This window comes from Pseudomonas sp. B392_1p (assembly GCF_052245235.1).
In the GTDB taxonomy this organism is placed as follows: Bacteria; Pseudomonadota; Gammaproteobacteria; order Pseudomonadales; family Pseudomonadaceae; genus Serpens; species Serpens gallinarum.
This window is the reverse complement of sequence record NZ_JBQPXM010000007.1, coordinates 70,671-84,270: the sequence shown is the minus strand read 5'-3', so window position 1 is coordinate 84,270 and position 13,600 is coordinate 70,671. Positions and strand designations below refer to the sequence as shown.

Annotated in this window: 10 protein-coding genes and 3 tRNA genes; 4 read left to right on the top strand and 9 right to left on the bottom strand. The window is 58.9% G+C overall.

Translation table 11 applies throughout. The features are described from left to right. The first annotated feature begins 27 nt into the window (after window positions 1–27). A complete protein-coding gene (locus ACTV8E_RS11840; RefSeq protein WP_251836197.1) occupies window positions 28–1,764 on the top strand; it encodes an ABC transporter substrate-binding protein in 1,737 nt (578 codons plus the stop codon). A 60-nt stretch (window positions 1,765–1,824) separates the two neighbouring features. Here ACTV8E_RS11840 and folD read toward each other — a convergent pair whose 3' ends face one another. Next, a complete protein-coding gene (gene folD / locus ACTV8E_RS11835) occupies window positions 1,825–2,679 on the bottom strand; it encodes a bifunctional methylenetetrahydrofolate dehydrogenase/methenyltetrahydrofolate cyclohydrolase FolD (protein WP_251836196.1) in 855 nt (284 codons plus the stop codon). A gap of 284 nt (window positions 2,680–2,963) precedes the next feature. On the opposite strand from folD, the gene ACTV8E_RS11830 reads away from it, so the two are divergent. From ACTV8E_RS11830 to ACTV8E_RS11820, 3 genes are all read left to right on the top strand, one after another. After that, window positions 2,964–3,040: transfer RNA gene (locus tag ACTV8E_RS11830), tRNA-Arg, on the top strand. Between the two features lie 35 nt (window positions 3,041–3,075). Continuing rightward, window positions 3,076–3,151 (top strand) — tRNA-His (locus ACTV8E_RS11825). Window positions 3,152–3,205: 54 nt separating this feature from the next. Next, window positions 3,206–3,290, top strand: a tRNA-Leu gene (locus ACTV8E_RS11820). Window positions 3,291–3,816: 526 nt separating this feature from the next. On the opposite strand, the gene ACTV8E_RS11815 is transcribed toward ACTV8E_RS11820, so the two are convergent. The 8 genes from ACTV8E_RS11815 to ACTV8E_RS11780 all read right to left on the bottom strand — a co-directional run bounded on the left by ACTV8E_RS11815 (window position 3,817) and on the right by ACTV8E_RS11780 (window position 13,595). Further along, window positions 3,817–5,364: an FAD-dependent oxidoreductase gene (locus ACTV8E_RS11815; protein WP_443199630.1), complete on the bottom strand. Its 1,548-nt coding sequence runs from the start codon at window positions 5,362–5,364 to the stop codon at window positions 3,817–3,819. Between the two features lie 39 nt (window positions 5,365–5,403). Beyond that, complete coding sequence (locus ACTV8E_RS11810; RefSeq protein ID WP_443199629.1) at window positions 5,404–6,402, bottom strand: catalase family peroxidase; 999 nt, start codon at window positions 6,400–6,402, stop codon at window positions 5,404–5,406. Between the two features lie 90 nt (window positions 6,403–6,492). Then, window positions 6,493–7,605 (bottom strand): glycosyltransferase family 4 protein, encoded by a 1,113-nt coding sequence (locus ACTV8E_RS11805; protein ID WP_443199628.1) that lies wholly within the window; start codon window positions 7,603–7,605, stop codon window positions 6,493–6,495. Further along, on the bottom strand, window positions 7,605–8,738 hold the full coding sequence (locus ACTV8E_RS11800; RefSeq protein WP_251836192.1) for a glycosyltransferase family 4 protein: 1,134 nt from the start codon (window positions 8,736–8,738) through the stop codon (window positions 7,605–7,607). Before ACTV8E_RS11800 ends, ACTV8E_RS11805 begins: the two co-directional genes overlap by 1 nt. After that, window positions 8,722–10,101: a glycosyltransferase family 4 protein gene (locus tag ACTV8E_RS11795; protein ID WP_251836191.1), complete on the bottom strand. Its 1,380-nt coding sequence runs from the start codon at window positions 10,099–10,101 to the stop codon at window positions 8,722–8,724. Before ACTV8E_RS11795 ends, ACTV8E_RS11800 begins: the two co-directional genes overlap by 17 nt. A gap of 22 nt (window positions 10,102–10,123) precedes the next feature. Further along, complete coding sequence (locus ACTV8E_RS11790; protein WP_251836190.1) at window positions 10,124–11,359, bottom strand: ABC transporter ATP-binding protein; 1,236 nt, start codon at window positions 11,357–11,359, stop codon at window positions 10,124–10,126. Then, window positions 11,359–12,156 carry an ABC transporter permease gene (locus ACTV8E_RS11785; RefSeq protein WP_251836189.1) on the bottom strand — a complete coding sequence of 266 codons (798 nt, stop codon included), beginning with the start codon at window positions 12,154–12,156 and terminating at the stop codon, window positions 11,359–11,361. The genes ACTV8E_RS11790 and ACTV8E_RS11785 overlap by 1 nt, the downstream gene beginning before the upstream one ends. Beyond that, window positions 12,156–13,595, bottom strand: a complete 1,440-nt coding sequence (locus ACTV8E_RS11780; RefSeq protein ID WP_251836188.1) for a mannose-1-phosphate guanylyltransferase/mannose-6-phosphate isomerase — start codon at window positions 13,593–13,595, stop codon at window positions 12,156–12,158. The genes ACTV8E_RS11785 and ACTV8E_RS11780 overlap by 1 nt, the downstream gene beginning before the upstream one ends. Between the last annotated feature and the right edge of the window lie 5 nt (window positions 13,596–13,600).

Genomic DNA, 13,600 nt, shown 5'->3' with positions numbered 1-13,600 from the left:
GCAGACGTTGAATACCTGGAGGTGTCTATGTTCGACAATAACAAGACCCGACATAGCACGGCACTGGCGGCCCTGCTGACGTTGTCCGGTATCAGTGGCCTGACCTGGGCCGACGCTTATGAGGATGCGGCGAAGAAGTGGATCGAGGAAGAGTTCCAGCCCTCGAGCCTAAGCAAGGAACAGCAGATGGAGGAGATGAAGTGGTTCATCAAGGCCGCTGAGCCGTTTCGCGGCATGGAGATCAACGTCGTCTCGGAAACCATCACCACCCACGAGTACGAAGCCAAGACCCTGGCGCGCGCTTTTACCGAAATCACCGGCATTCGCCTGCGCCACGACCTGATCCAGGAAGGCGACGTGGTGGAGAAGCTGCAGACGCAGATGCAGTCCGACAAGAACATCTATGACGGCTGGGTCAATGATTCGGACCTGATCGGCACGCATTTTCGCTACGGCAAGGCGGTTGCGATCAGCGACATGATCAAGAACGAAGGCAAGGACGTGACCTCGCCGACCCTCGATCTCGACGACTTCATCGGTATTTCCTTCACCACCGCGCCGGACGGCAAGATTTATCAGCTGCCCGACCAGCAGTTCGCCAACCTCTACTGGTTTCGCGCCGACTGGTTCGAGCGCCCGGAACTGAAACAGCAATTCAAGGAGCGCTACGGCTACGAGTTGGGCGTGCCGGTGAACTGGTCGGCCTATGAGGACATCGCCGAATTCTTTAGCAAGCACGTCAAGGAAATCGACGGCAAGCGCGTCTATGGGCACATGGATTACGGCAAGAAAGACCCGTCGCTGGGCTGGCGCTTCACGGATGCCTGGTTTTCCATGGCTGGTGCCGGCGATAAGGGCTTGCCCAATGGCTTGCCGGTGGACGAGTGGGGGATTCGCGTCGAGAACTGCCATCCGGTCGGCTCCAGTGTCAGCCGTGGCGGCGATACCAATGGTCCGGCCGCGGTCTATGCGACACAGAAATACGTCGACTGGATGCGTGAATACGCGCCACGCGAGGCGCAGGGCATGACCTTTTCGGAGTCAGGACCCGTCCCGGCACAAGGCAACATTGCCCAGCAGATATTTTGGTACACCGCGTTCACGGCGGATATGACCAAGCCCGGCTTGCCGGTGGTCAACCCGGACGGCACACCCAAGTGGCGCATGGCTCCGTCGCCCAAGGGCGCGTACTGGGAAGAGGGCATGAAGCTCGGCTATCAGGACGCCGGTTCCTGGACCTTCCTAAAATCCACGCCGGAGAAGCGTCGGCTGGCCGCCTGGCTGTATGCGCAATTCGTCACCGCGAAAACGGTATCGCTGAAGAAGACCCTGGTGGGCCTGACGCCGATCCGCAAATCCGATATCGAGTCGGCGGCCATGACCGAGGCCGCGCCCAAGCTTGGTGGCCTGGTGGAGTTCTACCGCAGCCCGGCGCGGGTACAGTGGACGCCGACCGGCACCAACGTCCCGGACTACCCGCGTCTGGCGCAGCTCTGGTGGCAGTACATTGCCGAAGCGGCCAGCGGTGACAAGACCCCCCAACAGGCTCTGGATGGTTTGGCCGAAGCCCAGGACACCATGATGGCGCGTATCGAGCGCTCCGGTGTGCAGCCCAACTGCGGGCCGAAACTCAACGAGCCGCGCGATCCCGAATACTGGCTGAACCAGCCGGGTGCGCCGAAACCGAAGCTGGCCAACGAGAAGCCACAGGGGCAAACGGTGAGTTACGAGGAGCTGATCAAGTCCTGGGAGCAGGCGCGGTAAGCAGCAGACTGTCCAATAAAAAACGGCACCCGAAGGTGCCGTTTTATTGTCTGCCAGCGCTTAAGGATGCAGTTCTTCAGCGGCGTACAGCGTATTTTCCAGCAGGCAGGCGCGGGTCATGGGGCCGACGCCACCCGGTACCGGAGTGATCCAACTGGCGCGCTCGGCAGCCGGGGCAAACTCAACGTCACCGCGCAGCTTGCCGTCTGCCTGACGGTTAATACCAACATCGATGACGATGGCGCCCGGCTTGATCCACTCACCCTTGACCAAGTCGGTGATGCCGGTGGCGACCACCAGCAGATCGGAACGCCTGACGTGGGCTTCCAGATCGTGGGTGAAACGGTGGGCCACGGTGATCGTGCAGCCTGCCAGTAACAGCTCCAGCGCCATCGGTCGACCAACGATATTGGAAGCACCGACCACGAGGGCATTCAAACCATGCAGATCCACGCCGGTGCTTTCCAGCAGGGTCATCACGCCTTTTGGGGTGCATGGACGCAGCAGCGGCATGCGCTGGGCCAGGCGGCCGACGTTATAGGGATGGAAGCCATCCACGTCCTTGTCCGGACGAATGCGCTCGAGCAGTTGCGAGGCGTCGAGATGCTTGGGCAGCGGCAGTTGGACCAGAATGCCGTCAATGGCCGGGTCGTCGTTGAGCTGGTCGATCAGACCAAGCAACTCATCCTGGCGAGTGTTTTCCGGTAGGTCGTAGGCGCGGGACAGAAAACCCACCTCCTGGCAGTCCTTGCGCTTGTGGGCGACGTATACCTGGGATGCCGGATCATGTCCGACCAGAATCACGGCCAAGCCAGGCGCGCGCAGGCCTTGCTGCAAGCGATCAGTCACGCGTTGGGCGATCTGTTGGCGGAGAGTGGCAGCGATCGTTTTGCCATCGATCAGTTGTGCGGTCATTACGCTTGGTTAACCATCGTAAGGGGAAGAAAGGGGCGGGCATTCTCTCACGCGCAAGCCGGTGGGCAAAGATGTGCGCCCGGTGCTTTGACGTAACTCGTTTATCTCACAGGAATTTTTTTTCATTTGAGTGTTGACGAGGTGAAGGAGCATCGCTAAGATGCGCCCCACTTGTCGAGCACAGCTAGTCGCTGGGTGAGATGGCAGTAGGGATAGAAGTTAGGATTTCTACTGCAGTCGAAGCTTTAAAAGTCCGCGCTCAGTCTGAGAATGCAGATAATTAAGCGCCCGTAGCTCAGCTGGATAGAGCATCCGCCTTCTAAGCGGATGGTCGCAGGTTCGAGTCCTGCCGGGTGCGCCATTAAAGGCAGCTTAGGCACAAGTAAACGCAATATGGTGGGCGTAGCTCAGTTGGTAGAGCACAGGATTGTGGCTCCTGGTGTCGTGGGTTCGATCCCCATCGTCCACCCCATATTCGAGAAAGCGCCAGGCCACGAGCCTGGCGTTTTCGTTTCAAGCTTGACATGCGGACGTGGTGGAATTGGTAGACACACCAGATTTAGGTTCTGGCGCCGCAAGGTGTGAGAGTTCGAGTCTCTCTGTCCGCACCATCTAAGCCCTTGATTCATAAGGGTTTTCCTCCCCAAGAGTGACGATAAAGTGCCTTTTGGGACTGCCATGGGACCGATATGGGACTACAGGCAGGGAAAAGAAACGGGGCAGCCCTTTGCAGGTGCTGCCCCGTTTTCGTTTCTGCGGCCCGTCCCGCTCACCATTTCAATGCATGCTCCAACAGTCCGATCATGTCTGGGCCGTCCTCAGAGTTTTGTATCTGGTGTTCTCGGCTGCCAATGGCCACGGCGGGTCGCAGCCAAGTCTGTGTCTGGCCAGCAGTGTGAGATGGTTTGTTACGTTCCTTCCAATCGAGGGCATAAGCCAGCGATAAGAAAGCGAGGATGATCAGCAGTCCGTATCCCGCTTTGCTAAAGCTGTTTCCATGCTCGACGACTTATGCCGTTCTGTCTTTGAAGTCCACATGTGTGCCATCACCATGCGGCACGTCTCGAAAGCGAGCATTAAGTCGCCTTCACTCCATGCGGCAACATGTTTCTTCGCCTTAGGTAAGCGCAGAGCGGATTATTTGATGCCGCCGGCAACAGCGTCATTGTTCATCTGCTGCAGCGCCGCCTCGATGCAGAGGTTTTCCAGGTCGCGGCCGACCGATGCCGCAGCGACCAGGGTTCCCGCGCGAAAGAAGCGTGCCGTGAAATCCTGCTCCGTCAGGCTGCCATGGATCTGGACGTCGTCCCAATCGGCCGCGTAGCCGGTGTAGCGCAGGTCCAGGTCGTAATGGTGAGTCCAGAAGAACGGCACATCGGTAAAGGCCAGTCCGGCACCGAGCATATTGGCCGCGGCTGTCTGGCCTTGTCGTTGTGCATGCACCCAATGTTCGACCCGGATCAGCTGCGTACCGTATCGATAGCGGGCGGCATCCCCGGCGGCGAAGTGGCCGGGGAGCGAGGTTTGTAGGTCGAGGCCGACCTGGATACCGTCCTGGATCGTCAGTCCGGCGGCAGCGGCGAGCTCTGTGCGCGGCGTAACCCCTACGCCCACGATCAGCAGGTCCGCCGCCAACCGGCTGCCGTCCTCCAGCGTCAGCACCTTGCCGTCGAAGTGGGAGGGTGCCGCGTTCAGGTGGAAAACCACACCTTGTTCCCGATGCAGGTCGGTGAGAAAATTGCCCAGTTCACGGCCGAGCGCACGCGCCATCGGCACTTCATCCCGGGCAATCACATGCACCCTGAGTCCACGTTGGCGCAGGGCGGCGGCCGCCTCCAAGCCGATGAAACCGCCGCCGATCAGGGCCACCGAAGCTGCGCCTTGGCTGGCCTCGATAATGGCCCGGGCATCGGCCAGCGAGCGTAGCAGGAACACATTGGGCCGCTCGAATCCAGGTAAAGACAGACGTCGCGGCTCCGCGCCCGTAGCGATGAGCAAGGAGTCATAGGCCAGCCGCCCGCCAGAGTGGGTCGCTACCTCGCGGGCGTCAGTATCGATGGCGGTCACATGGCAATCGAGGCGCAAATCAATCCCGCGCTTGGCGTAGAACTTCGGTCCGCGCAGGGGAATCCAGTCTTCCGAAGCGGTGCCGGCCAGGTAATCCTTGGACAGGTTTGGGCGGTCGTAGGGTGCCGATGTATCGGCGCTGAGCATCGATAGGGCGCCGGCGTAGCCCAGCTCGCGAAGCCGTTCGGCGGCGGCAAATCCGGCGGCGCCGCCACCGATGATCAGGATGCGCCCTGGCCGGTTGCGAGGCGCGCTGGGCGCTGCCGGCTGCTCGGCCGTAGCCTTGCTGCGCACGAACAGGGTGTTGTCGATGATCTCCACGTTCCATTTCGTCAGTGCGGTGAAAGCCGGCGCCCGCAACGCAGCTCCCGTGCGCAAACTGAAGCAGGCGTGGTGCCAGGGACAGCGGATTTCCTCGCCGGCCACCAGGCCCTCGGCCAGCGGCCCGCCATAATGGGTACAGGTCGCGCTGAGCGCATGGAAGCCGTCGTCCAGTCGGGCCACCAGAACGGCGTCACCCTCCACATGGCCAACCAGCACGCCGGTTGTCGGCACGTGCGCCACCGGCACGCCGTTGGTGAGGTCAGGGCCTCGGGGTGTGGTATCGGCATGAGCCATGGCGCGACTCTTTTAATAGGTGATCGCCCAGTGGGCGTGCTAGTGCCCGCTCAGCCGCTTGGCGAACGACGCTGCGTACGCTGGTGAGCGAAACAGCAGGATCGGATCATCGGTGGGCGCAATGCCACTGCTCATCACCAGCGGATCGAAGTTGATCTTTTCGCAGGCGGCGCCTTTCTGTGGCATGGCCGCAGTAATCGTCAGAGTGCCGACCTTGAGCTGTTCGCGGTTCTCCGGCCAGGCCACGGTCGGGTCGGTCTCGGCATCACCGGGAGCGCCGAGGGTGACGATCATGTCCCAGCGAACGGGCCCCTGCTGGGTCCGTTCCATTAAGCGTTGTTCAAGGAAGTTCGCCGGCAAGGAGGTGAGTTCCGCGTCGGAAAGGCGCTGCTCACCGTCCTGGGGCACGAAGCGCCAACGCACCAAGGTGGTCTGATCCTTCCGATCAATGAACTTGAAAGTATGGATGCCGAAATAACTGCTGGTGGCGAAACTGGTCGGTGGGTTGTGTTTGGCGAGAAAATCCGCCTGCGCCAGGCTGTCCGGGTGGCTGGCGCGGAAGGCTTTGATCTTTTCCGGGTCGGGCTTGCCGGTTGCCGGGTCAGGCTGCATGGCAATCAACTGATCGAGAAGGGTTTTCGGCTGGGCAGCGCCAAACAACGGCGTGTTGATCATGGTCATGTGCTGCAGGCTGCCGTCGCCCAGCTTGAATTCCAGCGCCATGCCGCGGGGGATTTTTGCCGTATCGGCCACTTTGGGATTGCCGCCGGGCAGTGAGAAGCGGGCGACCACTGGGACGGTTTCACCGGAAAACAGCGCCGAGCGTGAATAGGCGGCCGCAGTGGGCAAGCCGACAAATTCACCGGTCGCGCAGGTGCCCTTGATGTGATTGCGACGCTCTCCTGGGGTGACACCGAAGGTGTTCTCGAAGGCGTTCACCATTTGCTCGGCCGTCACGTCCTGTGCCAAGCATGACGGTGCGATGAGGCCCAGCCCTGTCGAGAGGAATCCTGCCGTCAGTAAAGAGTGAATTTTCATGCCCGAGCCTCTGCAGGCGTCGCCTCGAATGGAGATTACCGTGCAGCATAGTCTGGGTTGTCTCGCAGATACGGGCGCTTTGTCAGTCTGTCAGCGGTCTAGCAGTTTTCCATAAAGATTGGCCATCTGTTCGCCCATTCGGTCAGCGGTGAAAAAATCGCGGTAGCGTTGTGCAGCTCTAACTCCCATTTCAGCGGTCCGCTGAGGATCGTCCCACAAGCTACGCATGGCCTCGCGCAAGGCAATCGGATCGGCCGGAGGCACCACTAATCCGGTCTCTCCGTGCAGGTTGATATAAGAAGTACCGCTGCTAATTTCGCAGGAAATCATCGGTTTGCCGAACATGGCTGCTTCAAGCAGGGATATCCCGAAGGCTTCGGAGCGCAGGTGGGATGGGAAAACCATGGCAGTGCACAGTGTCAGTAGTGTCACTTTGTCTGCTTCGTCAAGCCGGCCTATGAAGTGCAAGTGAGTGAGCCCTAGCCTCTTGGCCTGTGCATGCAGCTCCTGTTCCAAAGGACCGGAACCGACAATCACGATGGGATAATCGGTGCCATGCGCTGCGTCGAGCAGTACATGCAAGCCCTTGTAATAACGCATGACGCCTACAAAGAGGAAGAATCGAGGGCCGAAACGCTCCGCCCAGTGCTGCAGGCGCAGGGCGTCCGGCTCCGGGTATGACGCCCGCTCCAGGCCGTAAGTGATGACGTCGACCTTGTCCCGAAAGCGGGTCAACACCTCGCTGCTTTCGAGGTAATTAGGCGATGCGGCGACTATACGGTTGGCCTTGGCGAGAAAACGCAGCATCAAGGGGCGATACAGGTGCAGCAGCCATTTTTGGCGGACGATGTCCGAGTGGTAAGACACGACATAAGGTTTGTCGATAGACGCAGCGAAGTGCAACATATCCATGAAGGGCCATGGAAAATGGTAATGCACGATATCCGCCTGTGCGGCCAACGCTTTCAAACGGCTCAACGCGCTGAACGAGAATCCTGTGGACGCCAGATGCAGATCAAGCTTGGCCTGATGAACGCGATGACCGCCGACCTTTAGCTCGGACGATCCGGGATTGGCACTGAGCGTCAACACCTCACTGTCAACACCGTGCGGGTGCATGCTCTCGCACAGCTGAAAGATGACTTGCTCGATTCCGCCCATGGTATCTGGGAGGTAGGTTTTGAAAAAATGCAGAACGCGCATCAGGACTCCACAACTTGTCGGTAAACGCTCGCCGTGATTTGCGCGCAGCGCTGCCAGGAAAACGCTTGGGCGCGCAGCAAACCTGCGTCGCGTTGGTGTTGCCAGTACGGCTGATCTTCCATGAGCCGCTGGATAGACTCGGCACAGGCTCGATCATCATGTGCGTCGATATAGGTGCCAGCCTCGCCTGCCACTTCGGGTAACGACGAATTGCGAGTCACAATTACCGGCGTGCCGCTGGTCATGGCCTCGAGCACGGGTAAGCCAAACCCTTCATAGAGCGATGGGAACAGCATCAGTCTTGCTCCCGCCACAAGCTCGGCGACTTGGTTGTCGTCCTGATATCCCAGCAAGCGTACTTGACCTGTTGCCAAGGCTTTCTGCAGAGGTGCTGCCAGTTGTTCGGGACGCCAGCCAGACATGCCGACGATGACCAGCGGGTATTGCTCGCGCGTTACCGGAGGCAAGTGTTCATAGGCACGCAGCGCTACCTGCAGGTTTTTTCGCGGTTCGAGCGTACCCACGCACAACAGGTAGCGGCCGGGTTGCAGGTTCAGGTGTTGTAGGCTCGCTATTAATTGCGATGTTGTGCGAGGGTGAAAACGTGCCGAGCAGCCCAAAGGAGCCACTGTCACGCGTTCGATGGGTACGCCGTAATGACGACAGACCTCATTGCCGATAAAGCGGGAGTCCACAAGGATGTGGCGCGCACGCTTCACACTGTTCGCGGCATGGCGTTCGATTTCCGCCAGACGATCCTTGGGTTGGGTCTCGGGAAAATGCACATGGGTCAGGTCATGCAGGGTCATGACCATGGGGCCGTCAAACTCAAAGGGCCACAGGCTGGGGTCGTGATAGAGCGAGGCGTCGCCAGCGCACCGTGCAAATCGCTGTTGCTCGATGTTACGCCGCAGTTTATAGGCATGGGGTACGCAACGCTTGATCAGGCTGCTCAAGCGTGAATAACCCGGCAGAGCCGCGGCGGGCAATTCAGACTGCCAGCTCCAGCCGTTGAAAAGCTGCAACTCGAGTTCGGGCTCCTCTGCGGACAATGCCTGCACCAGTTCGGCGAGATAGTGACCGATGCCCGTACGTGGCGCCCGCAAGATGTTGGCGTTAAGAGCAATTCGCATTGGGCTGGCTTGATTGTCGTGAATTGTTGCGCAGCCCCATGAGCGTGCCGTCTATCAATTGCTGACTGGCTTCGCGCCAACCGATCCACTGCCAGTCGGACACCTGTCTGTTCGAGGGGAAGACGCCGTTGGATTCGTATTGTATTACCCGTATAGCCAGACTCTGTGGGTCAGCCAAATCGAAATAAGCAATGAAATCACTACCCACTTCGCGAAATACCGGAATATCGCTGGCTATAACCGGCAAACCGCGCTGCATGGCCTCTACCAGAGGCAGGCCGAATCCTTCGACATGGGACGGAAAAACCAGCGCGCGGGCATTTGCATAGGCATATTCAAGGCCCTTGTCATTAATCTGGTTGAACATGAACAGCTGCTTATTCAGCAAGGGGTGTTGCTTGATTCGCGCAATCAACGCATCGCACTTCCAGCCGACCTTGCCGATGATGCACAGGCGCGCGTGGCTGCCCTGGGCCCACAGCAGTTCGAAAGCGTCCAGCAAATAAGCATGGTTCTTGCGCGGCTCAATGGTGCTGACCATCAGGTAGACCGGTGCCGGATCGCGAAACATGCTTAGCAGGTCGGCATCGACACGTTGTCCCTTGCGCAGCAGGTCCAGTTCGGAACCGAGATGGAAATGGCCATGCCAGCGTTTGGCGGCCTCTTCATTTCCCAGGCGACGTTGAATTTCCGCCTCGACCTGCTGGCTGATGGTTTTGGAAATGGCCATGAAGCCATCAGCGGTTTCGGCGATCCAGTCGAACCAACGGTCAAAAACCTTGACCAGACCCGCATCGCAGAACTGCGGATGGGTCAGCGGAATCAGGTCATACACCACTGAAATGATGCCGACGCCTTGGCTTTTGAGTCGCTCAGCCATGGGAAAGAAATCGGCATGCCAGGACGAGTCAAGCAAGATCAACTGGTCACCCGCCTGAGCCTGCAATGGGACCGCACGCTGAGGCGCTGGTGGCGAATTGCGGTTGATTAGAAGGAGGCCACGCAAGGGCAGGGTGATCAGCAGGCTGGCAACTTTGCAGGGCCAGTACAGCAAGCGACGCGCGGTTTCTGAGCTGCGAAAGGGCCAGAGCCGCTCCAGCCGCGAGTGCCACCACCAGTAACGGTTGCGCAGGTGATCCAGTTTCACGATCCAGGCCTGACGCTGGGTGAGACCATGCTCAACTGTTAGGGGGGCCAGGCTCAGGACCTGATAGATCTGGCCGCCATTCATCATCACCGGTATGCATTCCACCTCGGTCTGCTGGTTGCCCAGTTGACCGATGATATTGCGCACCACTCGTTGGATGCCGGAATTGACTTCCGGATGCTCATAGACATAGGTGCATTCAATCAGAAAGCGCATGCAGTTCTCGCCATAAGTCGCTTCATGCAGGCTGTGTCTCGCGCTGTATGCTGATTTCGGCATCCAGCGAAGCGCAGCCGACGAAGTCGGGCTTGTTGATATTGATCATGTGAAACACCAGGGCGAAGTCGCGCCATTCGTAATTGGTGTCCAGATGCGAGTCGAAACGCGACAGAGACAAGGCAATCGAATAATTGCCTTTGCCCAGGTTCGCTGGAAACGCAAAGCGATACACGATGCGCTCGCCTGCGCAGAGGTTTTCCAATTCACGGTGCAGGCGGTGAGTGTTGATGCCGTAAATAGACTGACCCATGCGATCCTTGATCATGAAGCCCAGCACCAGGCGGCTGATCGGTGCGCGAACCTCGACCGTGATCTCAAGCGTTGCGCGGCTGCCCACCTCAAGCACCTCGACCCGCTGCCCCTGCGCATTGAGCAGGGCAATATCAGCAAAGCCGGCCTCGCCAGTCCCGGAAATGGTGCGTACCTTGCCATTATCGAGCCGTTCCTGACGCACCGTGTGCTGCTCCTTTTCAGCAATCATGGCACTGTAGAAATCCATGACTTCTTCGGGTGCGCCTTCCAGGGCCAGCTTCCCATTGGCGAGCAGGATGGCCCGATCACAGAGATTTTGAATCGCCTGGCGATCATGGGAAACGATCAACAGCGTTGTGCCGGCCTTTCGGAACTCGCGGATGCGGTTGAAGCTCTTGTGCTGGAAATAGGCATCGCCGACTGACAACGCTTCGTCGACGATCAGCACGTCGGGGCGCCGTGCAGTCGCCACGCTGAACGCCAGGCGCATCTGCATGCCGCTCGAGTAAGTGCGCACCGGATGGTCCATGTACGGGCCGATTTCAGCAAACGCCTCGATTTCGGGCATCAGGGCGTGCAGTTCTTCCATGTCAAGGCCCAGCAGCTGTCCGGCCATGAAGACGTTCTGGCGCCCGCTGAAGTCGGGATGAAAGCCCATCCCGAGCTCCAGAAGCGCGGCAACCCGGCCCTGAATGTGAATCTGACCGGCGCTGGGCTGGGTTGTGCCGGTGATCATTTTCAGCAGCGTGCTTTTGCCAGCGCCATTGATGCCAATAATCCCCAGCGCCTCGCCGGGATTGACGGTGAAAGAGACGTCCTGCAGCACCCATTTCAGTTGGTGGCGTGGCTTGGTGAAGGGAATCATCCATTCGGCCAGGCGTGACCAGCGGGTGGGGTACTGCTTATAGGCCTTGCCCAGCTGAATAACCTGAATGCTGCCCATCAGAGTTCATCCACCATTTCACCGGAGCGTTTACGGAACAAGCGCATTGCCAGCAGGCAAAGCACTGTTGCGATTACTGCGGACGGCCAGAGCGTCGACCACTCGGGCCAGCGGCCATAGACGAAAATTCCCTGGTAGGCGGCGATCAGCGCGAACATCGGATTAGCTTCGATCACCGGACGTATGCCGTCGGGCAGAATCGATGCCGGATATACGATGGGGGTCAGCCAGAACCAGAATTGCAGAACGATGCCGACAAATTGGCCGACGTCGCGAAAGAACACATTGAGCACACCCAGGATGATGCCCAGGCCGATGGAGAAGGCGATCTGTATGGCCAGCACCGGAATCACCGCCAGCACGGCCCAGCCCGGAAAGTTCTGTGTGACGAGCAGAAAGCCGAGAAACAACGCAAAGATAATGGCGAAGTTCAACCCGGCATTCAGAACCACAATTAACGGCAGGCAGATCCGCGGAAAGCTCAACTTCTTGATGAGGTTGGCGTGTTCCAGGAATACCGACTGGCTTCGACCGATCACCTCGGCGAAAAACCCCCAGGCAAGAATGCCCGCGCACAGGTAGATGCCGTAGGCCAGGCTGTTGTCCACTCCCGGCAGTCGAGCTTTCATCAATTGCGAGAAGATCACCGTGTACACGATGATCATCGACAGCGGATTGAGGATCGTCCAGGCGGCACCCAGCAAGGAATTGCGATAGCGCGTTTGAAACTCGCGCTGCACGCTACCCAGTACAAATCCGCGGTAGCCCCATACCGCGCGCGCTATATCCGGCGCCATTACTGCACCCTGCCGTATTGGTCTTCGAAGCGAACGATGTCATCCTCGCCGAGGTATTCACCGCTTTGTACTTCAATCATGACCAGATCGATCACACCGGGGTTTTCCAGGCGATGTCTGTGTCCTGCGGGGATGAAGGTGGACTCGTTACTATTAACGAAGCGCGGTTCACCGCCATTGATAACCTTGGCCATACCCTGCACCACAATCCAGTGCTCACTGCGATGATGGTGGAGTTGCAGTGACAGCGCGCCGCCAGGCTTGACCACGATGCGTTTGATCTTGAATCGCGCTTCTTCCTCAAGCACGGTGTAGGACCCCCAAGGCCGAGTAACTGTACGATGCAGGCGGTGGGCGGGGTGGTTTTCCAGTTTCAGCCGCTTGGCGACCTGGCGCACGTCCTGCGCCCGGTCAGCGTGGGCCACCAGTACGGCATCGTCGGTTTCAACCACAATCAGATCATCAACCCCGACAGTCGCCACCAACCGGCCCTGAGTCTGCACATAAGTGTTTCGGCTATCGATGAAGATGGCGTTGCCGTGAGCACGATTTAGCTCGCTGTCCGGCTCGACAAGTTGGCGCAGCGCCGTCCAAGAGCCGATATCGCTCCAGTCGAAGGCGGCCGGTACCATGGCGACCCGTGAGGAGCGTTCCATTACCGCATAGTCGATGGAAATGTCCGGCAGACTGGCGAAGCTCGAACCGTGCAGTTCTTGCAGCGCTACCCCCGACGTGTTTTGCAGCGGACTGTGTTCAATACAAATACGCGCCTGCTCTATCAGATCCGGAGCATGGGTATGTAGCTCGCGGATCAGGCTGCCTGCGGTAAAACAGAACATGCCCGAATTCCACAGGAAGCGCCCACTGTTCAGATATTCCTGAGCGGTAGCGCGGTCAGGTTTTTCAACGAATTGGTAAACCTGGCATCCACCCCATTCATCAATCTGCTTTCCGGCCTCGATATAGCCGAAGCCAGTCTCCGGTGCGGTGGGGCGTACGCCATAGGTAACCAGGTAACCCTGCTGAGCCAGGGTTACTGCATGCTCTGTAGCTGTCTTGAAACCGGACAAATCATGGATCAGATGATCTGCAGCCATTACCACCAAGACCACGTCTTCACCATATTCAGCGGCCAAGGCCAAGGCCGCCACTGCAATCGCCGGGGCAGTATTTCGCCCCTGAGGCTCAAGTAAAAAGCGTGCTCTGCGTCCGGCCAATTCGGCCTCTGCAAAGTGGTCTTTACTTTCAAAGTAGTGTTCGCGGTTGGTGACCGTGACGATCTCGCCGCCATCGGCGATCAGCCCGGCGGCGCGCAGGTAGGTCTTTAGCAGCAAGGACTGGCCATCCGGCAAGCGCATGAATGGCTTCGGATGGTCTTCTCGGGAGACAGGCCATAGGCGTGTACCGGCTCCGCCGGAGAGGATAACGGGGATGATCATGTGTC